The sequence below is a fragment of the Deltaproteobacteria bacterium genome, assembly GCA_016875225.1.
Lineage (GTDB): Bacteria > Myxococcota_A > UBA9160 > SZUA-336 > SZUA-336 > VGRW01.
Map to the genome: position 1 here is coordinate 1 of VGRW01000066.1, position 19,823 is coordinate 19,823.

The following is a 19,823-nucleotide window of genomic DNA, read 5'->3' on the forward strand; positions in this document are numbered from 1 at the left end:
GCCCGTCGGCGGAGTGCTGATCTCCGCCACCACGCACGCCGAGCTCGGCGACCTTGTCTCGGGCCTCGAGCCCGGCGCGACGCTCGCGCGCGAGAACATGCAAACCTGGGTGCTCACGCCCGAGCGCCTGCTTGCGAGCTGAAGGACCCACATGCCCGCGCTCTCGCTCCTGATCGGGAACAAGAACTACTCCTCGTGGTCGCTTCGGCCCTGGCTGCTGCTCGCGCAGACCGGACTCGAGTTCGAGGAGGTTCGCGTCGCGTTCGGGTCGAGCGACTTCGCCGAGCGCGTGCGCGCGTACTCGCCCGCGGGGAAGGTGCCGGCGCTCCGCCACGGCGCGCTCACGGTCTGGGACTCGCTCGCGATCTGCGAGTACCTGGCCGAGACGTTTCCCGAGATCCGCGCCTGGCCGCGCGCGGCCGCGGAGCGGGCGCTCGCGCGCTCGATCTCGGCGGAGATGCACTCGGGCTTCCCGGCGCTCCGCGCGCAGATGCCGATGAACGTGCGCGCGTCCGGGCGGCGCGTGCCGTCCACGCCCGATCTCGAGCGCGACCTCGCGCGCGTGCGCGAGATCTGGCGCGACTGCCGCGCGCGGTCCGCTTCGCACGGGCCGTTCCTGTTCGGCGACTTCTCGATCGCCGACGCGATGTACGCGCCGGTCGCCTTCCGCTTCGCGACCTACGGCGTCGCGCTCGGCCCGGCCGAGGCCGCGTACGTCGAATCGCTGCGCCGCCTGCCGGCGATGGCCGAGTGGGCGGCCGCGTCCGCCGCGGAGCTCGAGGTCGAAGAGAGCTCCGAGAAGGGGCGCTGAGTCCGGTGCTCCGCCTATACGACTATCTCGAGTCCGGAAACGGCTACAAGGTGCGGCTGCTGCTCACGCAGCTCGGTGTCGCGTTCGAACGCGTCGAGCTCGACATCCTGAAGGGCGAGACGCGCACGGCGGAGTTCCTGCGCCGCAATCCCAACGGCCGGATTCCCTGCCTCGAGCTCGAGGACGGCACCTACCTCTGGGAGTCGAACGCGATCGCGTTCTACCTGGCCGAGGGAACCGACTTCCTGCCCGAAGGCCGGCTCGAGCGCGCGCAGGTCCTGCAGTGGATGTTCTTCGAGCAGTACAGCCACGAGCCCTACATCGCGACCGTGCGCTTCTGGCACCACGCGGGAATGATCGACGCGAAGCGCGACCAGCTCGCCGAGCGGATGGAACGCGGCTACGCGGCGCTCGCCGTGATGGAGAGCCACCTGCGCGAGCGCGACTTCTTCGTCGCCAGCCGCTATTCGATCGCCGACATCGCGCTCTACGCCTACACGCACGTGGCGCACGAGGGCGGCTACGACCTCGCGGGCTTTCCGTCGCTGCGCGCGTGGCTCGAGCGCCTTCGCGCGCAGCCCGGCCACGTGCCGATCACGAAGGCCTGAGCGCCGCTCAGATCCAGCGGCGCACGCGGGCGCGGTATACGCGGTACGCGTCGCCGAACTTGCGCTCCAGGTAGGCCTCTTCGCGGCGGACCACGCCGACGCGCAGCACCGCGAAGAGCGGCAGCAGCAGGCCGAGCACCCAGAGGCTGTCGCCGAACACCGCCGCTCCGGAGTAGAGCAGCATCAGTCCCAGATAGAGCGGGTTTCGCGACCAGGCGTAGGCGCCGTCGCTCGCGATCGCGTCGGTCGGCAGGTGCGTCGGAATGGTCGTGCCCGCGCGCCGCTGGGCGCTGAACCCCGAGCGCATGACGGCGGTTCCCGCCGCGAGCAGCGCGCTGCCGAGCGCGATCCGCGCAAGGCCCGAGACGAAGCTCGTCGGCCAGACGATCTCCAGCGCGAATCCGGCCAGCAGCGCGCCCAGGAAAAGCAGCGGCGGCGGCGCGATCACGTTGGCATGGTCGGGCAGCGACACCGTCATGTGACACCTCCTAGATCCACTTCGAACACGGTTCCGCCGCCCTCGCGGGGCCGGCAGCGCGCCTCGCCGCCGTGGTGGCGCGCGATCTGGCGCACGAGCGCGAGACCCAGACCGAAGCCGCCGTCGCGCGTCTCCGCGGCGCCCGCGCGGCGGTGGAACGGCTCGAAGATCCGCTCGCGCTCGCTCTCGGGAACGCCGGGGCCGCGATCCGAGACGCGGATCCGCGCGCGGCCGGGGCCGAGCTTGGCGACCTCGAGCTCGACCTCGGCTCCGCCCGCGTGCCTTCGCGCGTTCTCGAGCAGGTTGCGCACGAGCCGGCGCAGGAGCGCGCGGTCGCCGACCAGCGTCACCGCTTCACCGGCGACCGCGCCGCCGCCGTGCGAAGCCTCCTCGGCGGCCAGACCGAGCAGGTCGATCGGCTCCCTTCGCTCGAGCGCCTGACCGGGCACGAGCGCCTCGAGTCGGCTCGCGAGCAGGAGCTCGCCGATCAGGTCGTCGAGCTCGGCGATGTCGCGCGCGACGCGGGCGCGAAGCTCCGCGCCCTCGTCCCCGCCGAGCAGCTCGATCGCGACGCGGATTCGCGCGAGCGGCGAGCGCAGCTCGTGCGAAGCCGACGCGAGCGTCGCGCGCTGCGCGGCCACGAGCTTCTCGATCCGCTCGGCGGCGCGGTTGAAGCTGCGCGCGAGGTCGGCGATCTCGTCCGCGCCGCGGACCTCGACGCGCGCGGCCAGGTCGCCGGCGCCCAGCGCCTCGACCTGGGCGCGAAGCCGCTCGAGCCGGCGCGTGATCCGGCGCGTGATCGGGTACGCGCCGAGCGCGATCGCGGCGGCGAGCGCGGAGACTCCCACCACCCAGCCTGCGTGCTCGTGCGGGCGGAAAGCGGCGATCGTGCGCCCATCGGGCAGCCGCAGCGCGAACGATGTCTTGCGCTGCCGGTGCATGGTGCCCCGCTCGAGCTCGCTCGGATCCGGCGCGGGAAGCAGCTCGCCGACGTGGGCGATCGGTCGTCCGTTCGCGTCGCGAAGCGTGATGTCGGCGTCGAGATCGCGCGCGAGAAGCTCGAGCGCTGCTTGCGCGTCGGCGGGCGGCGCGTCGGGTGCGGGCAGCGCGCGCGCCAGCACCGCCGCCACGCCCTGGAACAGGCGTCGCCCCTCGTCGTGCGACGGTCCGATCACGCTCCACGCCAGCCCGATCAGCAGCGTGAAGACGACCAGGATCGCGACCACCATCCCGTAGACCTGCAGGTAGAGGCGGCGCATCACCCCTCCTCGTCCTGGCGGCGCGCGAAGACGTAGCCGGCGCCGCGAATCGTGAGGATGCGGCGCGGCCGGCGCGGGTCGTCTTCGATCGCGGCACGGATCCGCGAGACGTGCACGTCGATGCTGCGGTCGAAGGCCTCGAGCGCCTCGCCGCGCACCAGACTCATGAGCGCTTCGCGCGAGAGCACGCGTCCGGGGTGCTCGGCCAGCGCGAGCAGGATCGCGAACTGGTGACTGGTGAGCGGCTTCTCCTCGCCCGCCACACGCACCGCTCGCGCGTCGCGGTCGATCTCGAGCCGGCCGAAGCGAAGCGGCGCGGCCGAGCCGGAGGTCGGGGCTCGCTGCCGGCGCAGGATGGCGCGAAGCCGCGCGAGCAGCTCGCGCGGGTTGAACGGCTTGGGCAGGTAGTCGTCCGCGCCGAGCTCGAGGCCGACGATCCGGTCGTCCTCGTCGCCGCGCGCGGTGAGCATCAGGATCGGCAGCTCGCTTGCCGCGCGCACGGCGCGGCAGACGTCGAAGCCGTCCTGGTCCGGGAGCATCAGGTCGAGCACCAGCGCGTCGAAGCGATCGCGGGCGAGCTCGGCCAGGCCGCTCGCGGCATCCGGCGCGGTCACGACCTCGAGACCTCGCGCGCCGAGATACTGCGCGACCATCTCGGAGAGCTGAGTGTCGTCGTCGATCATGAGGACTCGCGGAGCCATGCGCCTCCCGGCTCGGGGCCGCGCGCGCTCGCGCGCGCACGGCCCACTCTAGCCGAGGATGGGCGTCCTAGTGACCGTGGCGCCCGTGCATCTCTTCCGCGTACTCGACCAGCCGGGCACGCTGCTCCGGGGTGAGAATCGAGGCCGCGTCGACGACCGCGTCCGCGAGTTTCTGCGAGAGCGCGTCGATCGAGGCGAGCTCCTGGGCGCGAAGCGCCTGGATCGACTCGCGCGAGATCTCCGGGCGGGAGAGCTCGGCCAGAAGCAGCTCGCGCCGCTCCTGGTGCAGCTCGCGAAGCGCCTGCGCCTCCTGCACGAAGGCGAGCACGATCGCCGTCACCTGCTCGGTCTGCTCGGGCGTGGCGTCGACCTCGTCGAGCACGAAGCCGGTCATGAACCTCGCGTGCTTCTGCGCGCGCTCGGGGTCGCCGCCCCAGTCGTGTCGTCCGTGTCCGGCGAACGCGTCGGGCGGCGCTGCCGCCAGCGCGACGCCGAGCACGAGCGCGCAGAGCAGCGCGCCAGCCAGGATCTCCCTCCAGAGCGATCTACGGGTCGGGGAATCGGTCATCACGGTCTCCTTTGCCCGGAGACTAGGTGTCCGCTCTTTCCGGCTTTCGTCCCGCAGGTAAAGATTCGTGAAGCTGGCTCGCGATCTGCTCCAGCGTCAGGCCGCGGGTCTCGGGGGCATAGCGCAGCACCAGCAGCGCCCCGACGATCGGCCCCGCGGCCACGACCGCGATCGCGCCCGGAATTCCGAGCGGCGCGATCAGAAGGCCGATGAAGATCGGCGTCAGCACCTCCGTGACCCGGCCCGCGAGATTCGTGGTCCAGCCGTAGCCCGTGGCGCGGATCTCGGTCGGAAACAGCTCCGAGGCGTAGACGTGCGTGGAGGTGTTCGCCGCCGCGAAGCAGAACACCGTCATCACCATCCACAGGTACTGACCCGCGACCGACGGCACGTGATACAGCAGGTAGATCGAGATCGCGGCGAGGACGTAGAAGCCCGCACAGGTGTACTTGCGCCCGATCCGGTCGATCAGCCAGCCGGCGACGAAGTGACCCGCGACGCCGCCGCCGTAGCCCCAGAAGATGATGTCGCCGACCTGGTGAGTCGTGAGCCCGAGCTGCTCGCGCGCGTAGATCACCCAGAAGACCGTCGACGGACCGGTGACGATGAAGACCGAGTTCCAGAGCAGCGCGACGATCGCCGAGCGGCGGCGGTACTGCGATCGCCAGGGCAGGCCGGCCTCGCGCAGGAGATCGCCGAAGCTGCGCCTGGGTGCGGCCGCCTTGCGCTCGCGCTCGGCGTCGAAGCGGCGCGTCTCGCGCATCGCGACCCGCAGCACCAGCACGAGCAGCAGCGGCAGCAGTCCGAGCGCGTAGAGCGCGCGCCAGCTGGCGAAGTCGATCTCGAGCCCGAGCGCCGACTGCGCGGTCGAGACCAGGCCCTGGCCCAGGTCGCGCAGCGGATTTCCCGGCGCGCCCTCGGGAACCAGGACGTACGGCTGGATCTTCGCCATCAGCATGACGCCGACGGTGGCCAGGCTGGTCAGGAACGCGATCGCGCGGCCGCGAAGCCGCGCCGGGAACTCCTCGCCGATCATGATGATCGCGAGCGAGTACTCCGCGGTGAGGAAGAGCCGCGCCACGAGCTGCAGCGCCGTGAACTGGATCTTGTCGGTGACCAGCGCCGTAGCGCCGTTGGCGAGCGTGAAGCCGATCACCGTCAGCATCATCACGCGGCGGCGTCCGACGCTGTCGGCGAAGAACAGGAACACGAACGAGGCCATCACGCCCATCCGCGTGATCCCGTTGATCAGGCCCCACTGCGCCAGGTCGATGCCGAGCGAGGCGCGCACGTCCGGCGCCGCGAAGCCGATCATGGCCGCGTCGAAGCCGTCGAAGAGCGTCGCGGTCGAGAGCAGCACGAACAGGAAGCCGAGATAGGGCGTCACTCGGTCGATCTCGAGCGCGGGTGCGGGTGCGGGCCTCGACTCCGGTGCGGGCGCGGGGGCTGCCACGGGTCGAGCCTATCAGGCCTTCGCTTGCCACGCGCGTGCTCTTCCGCCTAGGCTCGCGCTCGAGGGAGTCCGGACCGTGAGTGGAGTCGTTCCAGATCGGCCGGACGCACCGGTCAGCAGCGGGTATCGCGCGTACGCGCTCGGGCTGCTGGTCGTGGTCTACGTGCTGAACTTCATCGATCGGCAGATCCTGACCATCCTGGCCAAGCCGATCGCGGACGAGCTGCAGTTCTCGGACTCTCAGCTCGGCCTGCTCACCGGGCCGGCGTTCGCGCTCTTCTACACGTTCGCCGGGATCCCGATCGCGCGCTGGGCCGACGTGGGCGTGCGCCGCTCGATCATCGCGCTCGCGCTCCTGATCTGGAGCGGCATGACCGCGCTCACCTCTCTCGCCGGCAGCCTCGGCCAGCTCGCGCTGGCGCGAATCGGTGTCGGCGTGGGCGAGGCCGGCTGCAGCCCCCCCGCGCACTCGCTGATCTCGGATCTGTTCCCGATCGAGCGGCGCGCGACCGCGCTTGCGATCTACTCGCTCGGCATTCCGATCGGCGGAGCGCTCGGCAGCCTGCTCGGCGGCTGGCTGGGCGAGCTCTACGGCTGGCGCATCGCGTTCCTCGCGGTGGGCCTGCCGGGCGTGCTGCTCGCGGCGGTGGTGCGCCTGACGCTTCGCGAGCCGAAGCGCGCGGTCGTGCACGGCCGCGAGAGCGTGCGGGAGGTGTTCTCGTTCATGCTGCGCCGGCGCGCGTTCGTGCACATGTCGATCGGCGCCGCCCTGCACGCCTTCTACGGCTACGGCGCGGGCGCGTTCGTCCCGGTGTTCCTGATGCGCGTGCACGGGCTCGCGCTCGGCGAGCTCGGCACCTGGCTCGCCGCGATCGGACTCACCACGGGCGTGCTCGGCACGTATCTCGGCGGCGCGGTCTCGGACCGGCTCGCATCGCTCGAGGTGCGCTGGTACATGCGCGTGCCGGCGATCGCCTCGGTCCTCGCGGTGCCGTTCTCGCTGCTGTTCTACCTCTGGCCCGACGGGCGCACCGCGCTTCTGCTCTCGATTCCCGGCTCGCTGCTCGGGCCGATCTACCTGGGTCCGACCTTCGCCATGACCCAGACCCTGGTCCGCCCGCAGATGCGCGCGCTCGCGTCCGCGATCCTGCTCTTCATCATCAACCTGATCGGGCTCGGCCTGGGCCCGTTCTTCGTCGGCGTGCTCTCGGACGCATTGAAGCCGAGCTACGGCATCGACTCGGTGCGCTACGCGCTTCTCGGCACGGTCGTGGTCGGCGCGCTCTGGTCGAGCCTGCACTACATGCTCGCCGCGCGCACGCTGGCCGAAGACCTGCGGGCGAAGGACGCCTGACAAGTCCGGACCCCTTCGCTACACGGACGGCCCGTGGGTTCGGTGCGTCCCTACCTCCAGTTCGCGCGCCTGGCCTTCCAGCGCCGCGCCGCCTATCGGCTGGCGAACTGGACCGGCGTCGCGGTGAACGTCTTCTTCCTGCTCGTGCACGCGCAGGTGCTGCTGGCGTTCTTCCGCGCGCGACCCGGCGCGCTGGGCTGGTCGCCGCGCGAGGCGGTGCTGTACTTCACGGCCTCCGAGGCGCTGCTGATGGTGGTCGGGATCTTCACCGACGTCCGCTACAACCTCGCCGAGCGGATTCGCACCGGCGAGGTGGTCACGGATCTCGCGCGCCCGGTGACTCTCTACTACCGCGACGTCGCGGAGCGCTACGGCACGGCGCTCTACTATCTGATCGCGCGCTTTCCGCCGGTGTATCTGACCGGGGTCGTGCTCTTCGGGGTCGTGCCTCCGCTCCGGCTCGAGACGCTGCTCTTCCCGCTCTCGGTCGTTCTCGCGGTAGGGGTCTCGGCCGGCCTCTGGTACGTCGCGTGCGCCTCGGCGTACTTCAGAAACACCGCGAGCGGCGAGCTCTCGGCGCTCGTGTTCGTAAACACGGTCCTCGGCGGGATGGTCGTTCCGCTCGACTTCTACCCCGACTGGCTGCGCGCGATCGCGGACGCCCTGCCGTTCCGCGCCACGCTGTACACGCCGGTCGCGCTCCTCAGCGGAAAGCTCTCCGGTCATGCGCTCGTCTTCGGCCTGGCGCACCAGCTGGTCTGGCTCGGCGCGCTGTCGGCGCTGTCACTGGCGATCGAGTCACGCGGGCTGCGCCGGCTCGCGACGCAGGGCGGCTAGCGATGCTCGCAGACGCTCTCTCGCTCTGGGCCCGACTCGCCGGCGCGCAGATCCGCTCGCAGATGCAGTACCGCGCGTCGTTCGCGATCCAGAGCGCGGTGATGTTCGGCGTGATGGTGAGCGACCTGGCGCCGGTCTGGATCCTGTCGCGCTTCTTCGGGAGCCTGGACGGCTGGAGCTTCGCGGAGCTGGCGCTTCTGTACGGGATGGTCGAGACGTCTTGGGCGAGCGTCGAGACGGTCCTGCGCGGCTTCGAGAACTTCTCGGTCTACCTGATCCAGGGCGATCTGGACCGGATCCTGCTGCGGCCGCGCTCGGTGATCCTGCAGGTGGCCACGCGCGACTTCGACGCGCGCAAGCTCTCGCGCATCGCGCAGGGCCTGCTCGTGCTCGCGATCGCGTGCTTCGCTCTGGGGCTCGACGCCCGCGCGCTCGGCTGGGTTGCGCTCGGCGTCGCCGGGGGCACGCTCTGCTTCGCGGGAATCGTGATGGCGGGTGCGGCGTTGCAGTTCTGGACGCTCGGTCAGGCGCAGGAGCTCCAGAACGTCCTGACCTATGGAGGGGCCGCGGCGATGACCTACCCGGTCTCGATCTACGCGAAATGGTTCCGGCGCGTGCTGACCTATGGCGTGCCGCTCGCGTTCGTGAACTACTTCCCGGCGCTGGCGGCGCTCGACCGCACCGAGGCCGCCGGCGTGCCGGGCTTCGTGCCCTGGCTCTCGCCGCTGGTCTGCGCGGCCGTGCTCGCGCTGGGGATGGCCGCGTTCGCGCGCGGGCTGCGCCGCTACGAGTCGACCGGGAGCTAGCACGCCTTGATCGAAGTGGAGAAGCTCGAGAAGACGTTCCGCGTGTCGCGCCACCACCGCGGCTTTCTCGGCTCGCTTCGCAATCTGGTCGAGACCGGCCACGACCTGGTGCGCGCGGTGGACGGGGTCTCGTTCTCGATCCGGGCCGGCGAGTTCGTGGGCTTCATCGGGCCGAACGGCGCCGGGAAGTCGACCACGATCAAGATGCTCACCGGCGTGCTCGAGCCCTCGGGCGGCGAGATCCGCGTCGGCGGTCTGGTGCCGCGCCGCGATCGCCTGCGCCACACCGCGCAGATCGGCGTGGTCTTCGGCCAGCGCACGCAGCTCTGGTGGGACCTGCCGGTGATCGAGTCCTACACTCTCCTGCGTCACGTGTACCGGGTGCCGGAGCGCGAGTTCGCGGAGCAGCTCGCCCGGCTCGAGCGGCTGCTCGAGCTCGGCCCGCTTCTCGACGTGCCGGTGCGAAAGCTCTCGCTGGGCCAGCGCATGCGCTGCGAGCTCGCGGCGGCGCTGCTGCACGCGCCAAAGCTCATGTTCCTGGACGAGCCGACGATCGGCCTCGACGTGCTGGCGAAGGAGGCGATCCGCGAGTTCCTGGCGACCGAGAACTCCGAGCGCGGCACGACCATCCTGCTCACCACGCACGATCTCTCCGACATCGAGCGGCTCTGCCCGCGAATGATCCTGATCGACCGCGGCCGCGTGGTGTACGACGGCGCGGTCGACGCGATCCGCCGCGAGTTCGGAAGCGAGCGCCGCCTGGTGGTCGACTTCGAGAACGCGGCGCCGGACGCGCTTCCCGAAGGGGTCGAGGTCGAGGAGCGCGGCCCGGCGCGGCTGGTGCTGCGTTTCCGCCGCGACCGGATCGGCGCGGCCGCGCTGATCGGCTGGCTCGGCGAGAAAGCCTCGATCGCGGACCTCTCGCTCGAGGAGCCGCCGATCGAGCGGATCGTGGCCGAGCTCTACCGGCGCGGGCGGCCGTGAGCGCGACCGAGACGTTCCGCGTGCACGGGCTGGAGCTCGCGATCGGCGAGCCGCTCGAGCTGGCGCGCGAGCGCGCGTGCGAGGCGGCCGGCGTCTCGCGCGACGATCTGCGCGGTTTCCGGATCGCGCGGCTCAGCCTGGACGCGCGGCGGATCGGCCGATCTAGGCGGCTGCGCTTCGCGGTGCAGGCCGATCTGATCCTGGACGCGGGCGCGAAGCTCGCCGGGCTCGAGCGCGCGCTGCGAAGCGGCCGCGCTGCGCGCGCGCCCGAAGTCGGCCGGCTCGAGGTCGAGCGCGTGCACGCGTCGCTCGCGCGCAAGCGCGTGGCGGTGATCGGCGCCGGGCCCGCGGGGCTCTTCGCCGCGCTGGTCCTGTCGCGAAACGGTGTCGCGGTCGATCTGCTCGATCGCGGCGCGCCGATCCGCGAGCGCGGGCTCGATCTCAACCTCTTCCACCGCACGCGCGTGCCCGACCCGGAGAGCAACCTGCTCTTCGGCGAGGGAGGCGCCGGCACCTACTCGGACGGGAAGCTCTACACGCGCGTGGATCACCCGCTCGAGGTGCCGATCCTGGACGAGCTCGTCGCCTGCGGCGCGCCGGAAGAGATCCGCTACGACGCGCGCGCGCACGTGGGCACCGACCGCCTGCACCGGATCCTGCCGCTGCTTCGCGCGCGGCTCGAGGCCGCAGGCGTGCGCTTCCACTGGCGGACGCGTGTCGAACGGCTCGGGCTCGACGCGACGGATCCCGGCCGGGTGCGCGCGCTCGAGACGAATCGCGGCGCGCTCGACACCGCGGCCGTGATCCTCGCGCCCGGCCACAGCGCGCGCGACACCTGGCAAAGCCTCGCCGCGCAGGGCGTCGTCTTCGAGGCGAAGCCGTTCCAGCTCGGCGTGCGGATCGAGCACCCGCAGACGCTGATCGACCGCGGGCGCCACGGCGAGGGGCCGGAGGCCGAGCTGCTCGGCCCGGCCTACTACGGCCTCACCTGCAAGCCGGGCGACGGCGCGCCCGGCGCGCACAGCTTCTGCATGTGCCCGGGCGGCGTAGTGGTGGCGAGTGTCTCGGCCGCGGGTCTGCTCTGCACCAACGGCATGAGCAACTCGAGACACTCCTCGCCGTTCGCGAACGCCGCGGTCGTGACGACGCTGGGTCCGCGCGAGTTCGGGCCCGGCGCATTCGACGGGGTCGCGCTGCAGGAGCAGCTGGAGCGGAGCTTCTTCGCCGCCGGCGGCGGCGACTACACCGCGCCGGCTCAGTCCGCGCCGGACTTCGTCGCGGGGCGGACCACCGGCGAGCCCGGCCGCTCGAGCTACCGCTTCGGCACCGCGCCGGGGCGGATCGACGCGCTCCTTCCGGAGCGCGTTCGCGACGCGATCCGGCACGCGCTTTCGGATTTCGAGCGCTCGATCCCCGGCTTCGCCGGCCCCGAGGGGCTTCTGGTCGGACTCGAGTCGCGCAGCTCCGGGCCGATCCGCATGCCGCGCGACCGCGAGACGTTCCGCGCGCAGGGCTTCGCGAACCTGCTCCCCGTCGGCGAGGGCGCGGGCTTCGCGGGTGGCATCATGAGCGCCGCGATCGACGGCGCGCGGGCGGCGCAGGCGTTGCTCGTGCACGGAGTCCTCGCGGGAACGGAGAGCGCGACTTGAACTGGCTTCTGATCGGGCTCTTCGGCTACGTGGGGCTGCAGCTCGTGGTGGGGCTCGCGGTCTCGCGCAAGGTCGCGAGCGAGTCGGACTACCTGGTCGCGGGGCGCAAGCTCGGCCCGGCGCTGGTGGTGTTCTCGATGTTCGCGACCTGGTTCGGCGCGGAGAGCTGCATCGGCGCCGCGGGCGCGGTCTACGCGGAGGGCCTCTCGGGCGCGCGCGCGGATCCGTTCGGCTACGCGGCCTGCCTGTTCCTGATCGGCGCGGTGTTCGCAGCCCCGCTCTGGCGGCGCAAGCTCACCACGCTCGGCGACCTGTTCGCGTGGCGCTTCGGCGCGCGGGTGGAGAAGCTCGCGGTGCTGCTGATGGCGCCGACGTCCGTGCTCTGGGCGGCCGCGCAGATCCGCGCCTTCGGACAGGTGGTCTCGATCTCGTCGGGGCTGGAGCTCGAGCTTGCGATCGCGCTCTCGGCCGGCGTCGTGATCCTCTACACCGCCGCGGGCGGCCTGCTCGCCGACGCGGTCACCGACCTGATCCAGGGCGCGGTGCTCACCGTGGGCCTGATCGCGCTCGCGGTCGCGGTCTTCGTGCTCGGCGACGCGAGCCTGGCCGGACTCGCCGAAACGAGCCGCTCGTTCGCGCCGGTCGAGACGAGCTGGCTCGCGCGCGCGGAGTCGTGGGCGATTCCGGTCTGCGGATCCGTGCTCGCGCAGGAAATGGTCGCGCGCGTGCTCGCCGCTCGCTCGCCCGAGCTCGCGCGCGGCGGCGCGTTCGCCGCAAGCGGCCTGTACGTCGCGGTCGGGATCATTCCCGTCGGGCTCGCGCTGGTCGGCGCGCGGATCCTGCCGGGACTCGAGGACCCGGAGCAGATCCTGCCGCGAATGGCGCTCCAGCACTTCCCGCTCTGGTTCTACGCGATCTTCGCGGGCTCGCTGATCTCGGCGATCCTCTCCACCGTCGACAGCGCGCTGCTCGCCGCGGCCTCGCTCGTCTCGCACAACCTGATCGTTCCGCTGCGCCCGGAGATGGAGGACCGCAGCAAGCTCCGGCTCGCGCGCGTCTGCGTCGTGGTCTTCGGGATCGTCTCGTACCTGCTCGCACTGCACGCGGAGGGCGTCTACGCGCTGATCGAGACCGCGGCCGCGTTCGCGAGCTCGGGCGTGCTGGTCTCGGCCAGCTTCGGGCTGTTCTCGCGCATCGGCGGCGCGCGCAGCGCCGCGGCCGCGCTTCTGGTCGGCGCGGCGGCCTGGTCGGTCGCGGAGTGGGGCGAGCTCGTGGAGGCGCCGTACCTCGCGTCGCTCGCGGCGGCGCTGGTGAGCTACCTCGCCGTGGCCGCGTTCGAGAATGCGGCGCCGGAGACGGCGCCGGAGACCGCCTCGTGAAAGGCACCGAGCGCGCGGGCCTGCTCTTCGCCGCGTACTGCGTGGCCAACGGCGCGTTCGTGCCGGGCGTGGCCAAGCTCACCACGGCGGCACTCGGCGGCCTCGCGATCGCGCTCGGCACGAGCGCCTTCGCCGCGATCTGCGCGGTCGCGCTTCTCGTCTGGCGCGGCGAGCTCGCGACGCTCTTCGAGCGCGGCAAGGCTCCGATTCTGATCGCGGTCGGCGCGCTCGGCACCGCGCTCGCCTTCTTTCTCTTCTTCGAGGGCGCCAAACGCGCAAGCGCCATCGACACCGCGATCTGCGTGCAGACCGAGCCGGTCTACGCGCTGATCGGCGCGCGGCTCTTCCTCGGCCACGCCTTCCAGCTCCGCCGCGTGCTCGCGGTCGGCGCGATCCTGGCCGGAATCGCGCTCGTGCTCGGCGCGCGCCCGCTCTCGGGGTCGCTCGGCGTGGCGCTTCTGCTCGCGACGCCGATCGCCTGGCAGAGCTCGCACTGGATCGCGCTTCGCGGCCTGCAGGGCGTGAACCCGCGGCTGCTCTCGGCCGCGCGCTACGTCTACGGCACGCTGGTCCTGCTTCCGGTCTGGCTCGTCTTCGACGGCGTCGGGTCGCTGCCACCGGCCGCCGAGCTCGCGGCGCTTCTTCCGGTGATCGCGGTGCAGGGCGCGCTGCTCTCCTACTTCGGCACGCTCGCGTGGTACGCGTCGATCAAGCGGCTGGACCTGGCGCGCACGACCGCGATCGTGGTGCCGTCGGGGCCGCTGCTGTCGCTCGTGGTGTCGTGGTTCCTGCTCGGCGAGCTGGTCACGCTGCGCCAGGTGTTCGGCTTCGCGCTCAGCACCTGCGGGGTGCTGGTGTTCGCGCTCGGCCAGGGCGCGTCGTCCGCGCCGAGGTACACTGCCGACGATGAATAGCGAGCGGGCGCGGGAGTTCGACGAGTCGGCCGAGGCCGCGGCGCTCGCCGGAGTTCCCGAGCCCGAGCGACACGAGGTCTCGCGCCGGCTCTTCGCGGCGCTCCAAGAGATGGGCACGCCGCTCGAGAAGCCCGGCGCGAGCGAGGCGCACGGCTGGCTGCTGCACGGCGTGCTCGAGCAGTTCCGGCCGCGCGATCCGCTCGCGGCCCACGTGGTTCCGGTGCTTCGCGCGCTGCTCGACTTCGCGGAGCGCTCGGCCGGGCGCGCACTGGGCTCGCTGCGCCGCGCCTGCGAGGATCTGCTTCCGGAGCTCGAAGAGGCGCTCGTCTCGGGCAAGGCGCACCGGCACGCGGATCCCGAGCCCGCTCCCGCCACGACCTACGTACGCGGCGCGCCGAAGATCGGGCGCAACGACCCCTGCCCGTGCGGCTCGGGCAGGAAGTTCAAGAAGTGCCACGGGGCCTGACTACCAGTCGAGCACCGTCGCGAAGATCAGCGGCGCGACGATCGTGGCGTCGGACTCGATCAGGAACATCGGCGTGTTCTCGTCGAGCTTGCCCCAGGTGATCTTCTCGGTCGGGAACGCGCCGCTGTACGAGCCGTAGCTCGTGGTCGAGTCACTGATCTGGCAGAAGTAGCCCCAGTACGGGCAGGGCCGGCGCAGGTCCTGGTGGATCATCGGCACCACGCAGATCGGGAAGTCTCCGGCGATGCCGCCGCCGATCTGGAAGAAGCCGACCGTCGCGCGCGCCTCGCTGGCCGGGATCGCGCGCATGTGCACGGCGTCGTGGTCGTCGGAGGCCTCGACCGCCGGCAGCTCCTCGAGCGTCCTCCCCATCGTCGTCTGCACGTACCAGCGCGAGAGCTCCGCCATGGTCTCGAGCCCGCTCTTCACGATCTGGAAATTCGAGAGCTGCCCCGAGAGCACGTGCGCGACGTAGATGTTGCCGAGCGTCGAATCCTCCCAGCCGGGCACGAAGATGGGCAGGTTCTTCTCCGCCGCGGCCAGCAGCCAGGAGCCCGCGGGGTCGATCTGGTAGCTGTCGCGGATCCGCCCCTCGAGCAGGAGCTGGTACATGATCTCGTGCGGGAAGTAGCGCTTGCGCTGCTGGTCCGCGCGCACCCACAGGTCGAGCACGTGCTTCTCGATCGCGCGGAACGCCTTGTCCTCGGGGATGCAGGTGTCGGTGACGCGGTTCAGCCCGGCGCGCTCGAGCGCCTTCTCGTCGGCGGGCGTCAGGTTGCGCCAGTTCGGGATGCGCTTGTAGTGGTCGTGCGCGACCAGGTTGAAGACGTCCTCCTCCAGGTTCGCGCCCGTGCACGAGATGGCGTGCACCTTGTCGCGGCGGATCATCTCGGCCAGCGAGAGCCCGAGCTCGGCCGTGCTCATCGCGCCGGCCATCGCGACCAGCATCTTCCCGCCGCCCGCGAGGTGCGCGGTGTAGCCGTTGGCAGCGTCGGCGAGCGCGGCGGCGTTGAAGTGGCGGTAGTGGCTGCGAACGAACTCGGAGATCTTCATCGGCGGGGCTCCTCTCGCGCGCGAAGCTTAGCGTAGGATAGGGACGCGATGACCGACCGACAGGAAATATTCGCCGGAACGCAGCCGGTCCGGGAGCGGCACAGGATCGACGCCGGCCGGCTCGCGGACTGGATGCGCGCGAACGTGCCGGGCTTCCGCGGCGCGCTCTCGCTGGACCAGTTCCGCGGCGGGCAGTCGAACCCGACCTACCGCGTCGAGGCCGGCGGCACGCGCTACGTGGTGCGCCGCAAGCCGCCGGGCCAGCTGCTGCCGTCAGCGCACGCGGTGGACCGCGAGTACCGCGTGCTCTCCGCGCTGCAGCGCACGGACGTGCCGGTGCCGCGCACCTACGCGCTCTGCGCGGACGAGTCGGTGATCGGCACCTGGTTCTACGTGATGGAGTGCGTCGAGGGCCGCGTGCTCTGGGAGCCGCACCTTCCCGGCTGCACGCCGGCCGAGCGCTTCGCGATCTACGACTCGCTCTGCGACGTGCTCGCGCGGCTGCACCGCGTGGACTGGCGCGCGCTCGGGCTCGAGGACTTCGGCCGGCCCGGCAACTACTTCGCCCGCCAGCTCTCGCGCTGGACCAAGCAGTACCAGGCGTCGCAGACCGAGCCCGTGCCCGAAATGGACGCGCTCATGGAGTGGCTGCCGCGCACGATCCCGACCGGCGACGAGACCACGCTGATCCACGGCGACTTCAAGCTCGACAACACCATCCTGCACCCGACCGAGCCGCGCGTGATCGCGATCCTGGACTGGGAGATCTCGACGCTGGGAAATCCGATCGGCGACTTCACCTATCTCTGCATGCCCTGGTACGAGGGCGGCGCTTTTGCAGAGCTCGACCTCGCGAGTCACGGGCTGCCCACGCTCGCCGAGTACGCCGCGTCGTACTGCCGGCGCACCGGGCGCGCGTCGATCGAGTCCTTCGACTGGTACGCGGCGTACCAGATGTACCGCGCGGCGTGCATCTACCAGGGAATCCTCGGGCGGGTTCGCGACGGAACCGCGGCGAGCGACAACGCATCGACGATCGCCGACGTCGTGCCGCGGATGGCGCGGATCGCCTGGGCGATCGCGCGAAGACTCGGCGCTTGATCGACTTCGACCCGCGCACGCGCACCTGGAACCTGGTGCTCGCGACCAGCTTCCACGCGCTTCGCGCGGACCCCGACGGGCGCGTGGTCTGCCTGGGCAGCGGGCCGCGCGCGGTCGGCCCCGCGTTGCCGATCGCGAGCGGCGCGCTCCCCGACGACCCGTTCCCGCGCATCGGCGTCGATCGCCAGGGGCGCCGCGACGAGGTCGTGACGTTCGGCGACCACACCTGGCACGAGCCGACGCTGAAGGTGTCGTTCCCCGGCGCGGACGGCGGGCTCCCGATCCGCGACGTGCGGCTTCGCTACGCGTCGCACGAGATCGATCGCTTGGCCGACGGCCGCGAGACGCTGCGCATCCGGCTCGACGATCCCGTGCAGCCGTTCTCGGCCTGGCTCTGCCTGCGCGTCGACGCCACGCTCGACGTGATCGAGCGCTGGCTCGAGATCGAGAACCGCGGCGATCGGCCGATTCAGGTCGAGCAGCTCTCGAGCGGAACGCTGCACCTTCCCGCCGGCCGCTGGGAGCTGTTGCACGCCGCGGGCGGCTGGGCCGCGGAGTTCCAGAGCGAGCGGGTACGGCTTCCCGTCGGCACCACGCTGCTCGAGAGCCGCTCGGTTCACACGGGCTTCGTGCACCACCCGTTCTACCTGCTCTCGTTCGAAGGCGGCGCGGACGAGTCACACGGAACGGTGTACTTCGGCCAGCTCGCCTGGTCGGGCAGCTTCCGGCTCGCCTTCGAGCAGCGGCCCAACGCTGCGCTGCACGTGCACGGCGGCTACAGCCCGTTCGACTTCGCGCTCTCGCTCGCGCCCGGCGAGCGGCACGCCACGCCGGCGCTGCTGCACGGCGCCTGCGCCGACGGCTTCTCGGGCGCGAGCCAGCGCATGCACGCGTTCCTGCGCGAGCGCGTGCTGCCGCGAACCGATCCGCCGGAGCCGGTGCGTCCCGTGCTCTACAACTCGTGGGAGGCGAGCTACTTCGCGCTCTCGCTCGCCAGCCAGATCGCGCTCGCGAAGAAGAGCGCCGCGATCGGCGTCGAGCTCTTCTGCGTCGACGACGGCTGGTTCGGCGCGCGCCGCAACGACACCGCGGGGCTCGGCGACTGGCGCGTCTCGCCGGAGGTGTTTCCGACCGGGCTCCGGCCGCTCGCCGACGAGGTGCACCGGCTCGGCATGAAGTTCGGCCTCTGGGTCGAGCCCGAGATGGTGAACCCCGACTCGGACCTGTACCGCGAGCACCCGGACTGGGTGCTTCACTTCCCGGATCGGCCGCGCACGGAGCACCGCCACCAGCTGATCCTCGACTTCGGAAGGCCCGAGGTCGTCGCGCATCTCGCGGACGCGCTCGCGCGGATCGTCGACGAGAACGCGGTCGACTTCCTGAAGTGGGACATGAACCGCTCGGCGACCGAGCCCGGAAGCGTCGCGGGCAAGGCGATCTGGCGCCGCCACGCCGAGGGCGTCTACGCGCTGATGGACGGGCTGCGGCGGCGCTTCCCGCGGCTCTCGATCGAGAGCTGCTCGAGCGGCGGCGGCCGCGTCGACGCGGGAATCCTCGCGCGCACCGACCAGTTCTGGACCAGCGACAACACCGACGCGCTCGCGCGCGTGGCGATCCAGGAGGGCGCGAGCCTGGCCTACCCCGCGCGCGCGATGTGCTGCTGGGTCACGCACGAGCGCAACCATCAGACCGGGCGCAGGCTCGAGCTAGCGACCCGCTTCGACGTCGCCATGCGCGGCGCGCTCGGCATCGGCTCGGACCTGTCCGCGCTCGACGACGCGGAGCTCGACGAATACGCGAAGTGGATCGCCTTCTACAAGCGGATCCGGAACACGGTGCAGAACGGCATCTGCCACCGCTTGCAGCGGCTCGAAGAGGCCGGCACGTCGATCGTCGAGTACGTGCTGCCCGACGCGAGCGAGGCGGTGGTCTCGACCGTCGCGGTCGAGCGGCGGATCGCGCAGCTCGTGCGGCCCGCGCGGCTTCGCGGCCTGGACCCCAGCGCCCTCTACGCCGCGTTCGACCGCGACGAGCGCGAGTACGTGCGCGCGCGCGGCGCCGAGCTCGAGGCGCTCGGCCTCGACCCGAATCTCGGCACCGGCCGCTACGGGCCCGGCTACAGCCGCACGCTCTGGCTGCGCAGGATCGGGTGAGCGCTCAGGGCGCGACGCAGCCCGTAGCCCCGCGCTCGACGCAGAGCTTGTAGCCGAGTCGATCCGACCAGTAGGTGAGCGCCGCGTCGACGTCCTCCCACTTGTCGAAGAGCCCGGTCGGGTTCTTCGTGCCCACGCGGCTGTCGACCGCCTCGGCCAGCACTTCGCCGCTGGCCGCGTCGCTGAGGCGCAGCTCCGCGCTCGCCTCGCCCACGAAGGCGGGCTTGCCGGTGGCGACCGCCTTCAGCGTCGAGATCCCGAGCCCGATCGGCACGATCGAAGAGACCGTGTCGAGGATCGGGTACGAGCGCTCGGCGCTGGTGATCGCGGCCTCGACGCGGAGCACGCCCGGCCCGGGCGCGGTCACGATCGCGTAGTCCTTCGCGAGCCGCGCGTGCAGGAGCTCGAAGAGCCGGTTCGCCACGCGCTGCCGGTCCTCCTTGGCCAGGTCGTTCATCTCCGAGCCCTCGCCGGTCCAGATCGTGACCGGCTCGAGCAGGATTTTGTCGTAGCTCGCGAACTTCGCGCTCGGGTTCTGGTACAGCTTGCGCGCGCCGCCGTCCGGACCGGGAACGAGCCGCGAGTAGTCGCCGAGGAACCCCGACTGCCGGACGTCGCGCGCCTGGCGCGTGACTCCGCAGGCGACCAGCGCCAGGCCCAGGAACAGAACGGCTGCGAGTCTCATGGCTCCTCCTCGATCTGACCGATCGAACCGGCTCCACCTTGTCGGAACGCGCCGGGTTGCGCAAGCACGCGTTGACGCTCACGGGCGCGACCGGTATGAAGCGGGAGATGTGCACGCGGCGCGCCCGGCTCCTGTTCGCGTTCGCGTGCGCGGCGCTCGTCGCCTGCGGGGAGCGCGAATCGGCCGCTCCGGTCGTGGCGCCCGCAGCGAAGGTCGCCGGTCCGCCGCGCTTTGTCGCGGACGCGAGCTGCCGCGAGTGCCATGCCGAGCAGGCCGCGGCCTGGACGGGCTCGCACCACGACCGCGCGATGGAAGTCGCGGACGCGAGCAGCGTGCTCGGGGATTTCTCGGGCGCGGATCCGGGGTTTGCGATCGTCGACGGGAAGTACGTGGTTCGCGCCGAGGGCGCGGACGGCAAGCGCGCCGAGTTCGCCGCGCCGTACACCTTCGGCGTGGCGCCGCTGCAGCAGATGCTGGTGGAGCTTCCCGGCGGACGGCTGCAGAGCTACACCACCGCGTGGGACACCGAGAAGCGTCGCTGGTTCTCGCTCTACCCCGGCCCCC

General features: G+C 71.6%; 20 protein-coding genes and 1 pseudogene. 13 read left to right on the forward strand and 8 right to left on the reverse strand.

From position 1 onward, the window contains the following. Positions 1 to 151: 151 nt before the first annotated feature. Positions 152 to 811 (forward strand): glutathione S-transferase family protein, encoded by a 660-nt coding sequence (locus tag FJ108_14050; protein ID MBM4337008.1) that lies wholly within the window; start codon positions 152 to 154, stop codon positions 809 to 811. A 5-nt stretch (positions 812 to 816) separates the two neighbouring features. After that, entirely contained in the window at positions 817 to 1,419 is a 603-nt protein-coding gene (locus FJ108_14055) for a glutathione S-transferase family protein (GenBank protein ID MBM4337009.1), read from the forward strand. A 7-nt stretch (positions 1,420 to 1,426) separates the two neighbouring features. Here FJ108_14055 and FJ108_14060 read toward each other — a convergent pair whose 3' ends face one another. The 5 genes from FJ108_14060 to FJ108_14080 form a co-directional block, all read right to left on the reverse strand. Then, a complete protein-coding gene (locus tag FJ108_14060; GenBank protein MBM4337010.1) occupies positions 1,427 to 1,897 on the reverse strand; it encodes an isoprenylcysteine carboxylmethyltransferase family protein in 471 nt (156 codons plus the stop codon). Continuing rightward, positions 1,894 to 3,156, reverse strand: a complete 1,263-nt coding sequence (locus FJ108_14065) for a HAMP domain-containing histidine kinase (GenBank protein ID MBM4337011.1) — start codon at positions 3,154 to 3,156, stop codon at positions 1,894 to 1,896. The genes FJ108_14060 and FJ108_14065 overlap by 4 nt, the downstream gene beginning before the upstream one ends. After that, on the reverse strand, positions 3,156 to 3,857 hold the full coding sequence (locus FJ108_14070) for a response regulator (protein MBM4337012.1): 702 nt from the start codon (positions 3,855 to 3,857) through the stop codon (positions 3,156 to 3,158). The genes FJ108_14065 and FJ108_14070 overlap by 1 nt, the downstream gene beginning before the upstream one ends. 67 nt (positions 3,858 to 3,924) lie before the next feature. Next, positions 3,925 to 4,425, reverse strand: a complete 501-nt coding sequence (locus FJ108_14075; protein ID MBM4337013.1) for a periplasmic heavy metal sensor — start codon at positions 4,423 to 4,425, stop codon at positions 3,925 to 3,927. 22 nt (positions 4,426 to 4,447) lie between these two features. Next, positions 4,448 to 5,878 (reverse strand): MFS transporter, encoded by a 1,431-nt coding sequence (locus FJ108_14080; GenBank protein MBM4337014.1) that lies wholly within the window; start codon positions 5,876 to 5,878, stop codon positions 4,448 to 4,450. Positions 5,879 to 5,954: 76 nt separating this feature from the next. On the opposite strand from FJ108_14080, the gene FJ108_14085 reads away from it, so the two are divergent. From FJ108_14085 to FJ108_14110, 6 genes are read left to right on the forward strand one after another with little or no spacing between them, the layout of a single operon-like run. Further along, the gene (locus FJ108_14085) at positions 5,955 to 7,232 is read left to right on the forward strand and encodes an MFS transporter (protein ID MBM4337015.1); all 1,278 of its coding nucleotides are present in this window, start codon (positions 5,955 to 5,957) and stop codon (positions 7,230 to 7,232) included. Positions 7,233 to 7,265: 33 nt separating this feature from the next. After that, positions 7,266 to 8,069, forward strand: coding sequence for a hypothetical protein (locus FJ108_14090; GenBank protein MBM4337016.1), 804 nt, complete (start codon positions 7,266 to 7,268; stop codon positions 8,067 to 8,069). Between the two features lie 2 nt (positions 8,070 to 8,071). Next, positions 8,072 to 8,875: an ABC transporter permease gene (locus FJ108_14095; protein MBM4337017.1), complete on the forward strand. Its 804-nt coding sequence runs from the start codon at positions 8,072 to 8,074 to the stop codon at positions 8,873 to 8,875. 6 nt (positions 8,876 to 8,881) lie between these two features. After that, positions 8,882 to 9,859 (forward strand): ATP-binding cassette domain-containing protein, encoded by a 978-nt coding sequence (locus FJ108_14100; GenBank protein ID MBM4337018.1) that lies wholly within the window; start codon positions 8,882 to 8,884, stop codon positions 9,857 to 9,859. Next, positions 9,205 to 11,508 (forward strand): hypothetical protein, encoded by a 2,304-nt coding sequence (locus tag FJ108_14105; GenBank protein MBM4337019.1) that lies wholly within the window; start codon positions 9,205 to 9,207, stop codon positions 11,506 to 11,508. The genes FJ108_14100 and FJ108_14105 overlap by 655 nt, the downstream gene beginning before the upstream one ends. After that, entirely contained in the window at positions 11,505 to 12,887 is a 1,383-nt protein-coding gene (locus FJ108_14110; protein MBM4337020.1) for a sodium:solute symporter, read from the forward strand. The genes FJ108_14105 and FJ108_14110 overlap by 4 nt, the downstream gene beginning before the upstream one ends. Here FJ108_14110 and FJ108_14115 read toward each other — a convergent pair. Further along, positions 12,824 to 13,243, reverse strand: a complete 420-nt coding sequence (locus FJ108_14115; protein MBM4337021.1) for a hypothetical protein — start codon at positions 13,241 to 13,243, stop codon at positions 12,824 to 12,826. The genes FJ108_14110 and FJ108_14115 overlap by 64 nt on opposite strands. Here FJ108_14115 and FJ108_14120 point away from each other — a divergent pair. Both FJ108_14120 and FJ108_14125 read left to right on the forward strand, forming a co-directional pair. Further along, entirely contained in the window at positions 13,190 to 13,801 is a 612-nt protein-coding gene (locus FJ108_14120; GenBank protein MBM4337022.1) for a DMT family transporter, read from the forward strand. The genes FJ108_14115 and FJ108_14120 overlap by 54 nt on opposite strands. 382 nt (positions 13,802 to 14,183) lie before the next feature. Further along, a pseudogene (locus FJ108_14125) lies at positions 14,184 to 14,267 on the forward strand (hypothetical protein). Here the strand turns inward: FJ108_14125 and FJ108_14130 are convergent. After that, positions 14,268 to 15,320, reverse strand: a complete 1,053-nt coding sequence (locus tag FJ108_14130; protein ID MBM4337023.1) for a deoxyhypusine synthase — start codon at positions 15,318 to 15,320, stop codon at positions 14,268 to 14,270. Between the two features lie 48 nt (positions 15,321 to 15,368). Between FJ108_14130 and FJ108_14135 the strand changes: the two genes are divergently transcribed. Both FJ108_14135 and FJ108_14140 read left to right on the forward strand, forming a co-directional pair. Next, on the forward strand, positions 15,369 to 16,421 hold the full coding sequence (locus FJ108_14135; GenBank protein ID MBM4337024.1) for a phosphotransferase family protein: 1,053 nt from the start codon (positions 15,369 to 15,371) through the stop codon (positions 16,419 to 16,421). Continuing rightward, positions 16,289 to 18,574 (forward strand): alpha-galactosidase, encoded by a 2,286-nt coding sequence (locus FJ108_14140; GenBank protein ID MBM4337025.1) that lies wholly within the window; start codon positions 16,289 to 16,291, stop codon positions 18,572 to 18,574. The genes FJ108_14135 and FJ108_14140 overlap by 133 nt, the downstream gene beginning before the upstream one ends. 4 nt (positions 18,575 to 18,578) lie before the next feature. Here FJ108_14140 and FJ108_14145 read toward each other — a convergent pair whose 3' ends face one another. After that, on the reverse strand, positions 18,579 to 19,259 hold the full coding sequence (locus tag FJ108_14145; protein MBM4337026.1) for a DUF3313 domain-containing protein: 681 nt from the start codon (positions 19,257 to 19,259) through the stop codon (positions 18,579 to 18,581). A 107-nt stretch (positions 19,260 to 19,366) separates the two neighbouring features. On the opposite strand from FJ108_14145, the gene FJ108_14150 reads away from it, so the two are divergent. Continuing rightward, positions 19,367 to 19,823 (forward strand): hypothetical protein (locus FJ108_14150; GenBank protein ID MBM4337027.1); only part of this gene is annotated, 457 nt, incomplete at its 3' end.

Bases quoted from the DNA above. Each gene is read 5' to 3' on its own strand.
- FJ108_14050 (MBM4337008.1), top strand. From the start codon at position 152: ATGCCCGCGCTCTCGCTCCTGATCGGGAACAAGAACTACTCCTCGTGG.
- FJ108_14060 (MBM4337010.1), bottom strand. From the start codon at position 1,897: ATGACGGTGTCGCTGCCCGACCATGCCAACGTGATCGCGCCGCCGCCG.
- FJ108_14065 (MBM4337011.1), bottom strand. From the start codon at position 3,156: ATGCGCCGCCTCTACCTGCAGGTCTACGGGATGGTGGTCGCGATCCTG.
- FJ108_14070 (MBM4337012.1), bottom strand. From the start codon at position 3,857: ATGGCTCCGCGAGTCCTCATGATCGACGACGACACTCAGCTCTCCGAG.
- FJ108_14075 (MBM4337013.1), bottom strand. From the start codon at position 4,425: ATGACCGATTCCCCGACCCGTAGATCGCTCTGGAGGGAGATCCTGGCT.
- FJ108_14095 (MBM4337017.1), top strand. From the start codon at position 8,072: ATGCTCGCAGACGCTCTCTCGCTCTGGGCCCGACTCGCCGGCGCGCAG.
- FJ108_14130 (MBM4337023.1), bottom strand. From the start codon at position 15,320: ATGAAGATCTCCGAGTTCGTTCGCAGCCACTACCGCCACTTCAACGCC.
- FJ108_14135 (MBM4337024.1), top strand. From the start codon at position 15,369: ATGACCGACCGACAGGAAATATTCGCCGGAACGCAGCCGGTCCGGGAG.
- FJ108_14145 (MBM4337026.1), bottom strand. From the start codon at position 19,259: ATGAGACTCGCAGCCGTTCTGTTCCTGGGCCTGGCGCTGGTCGCCTGC.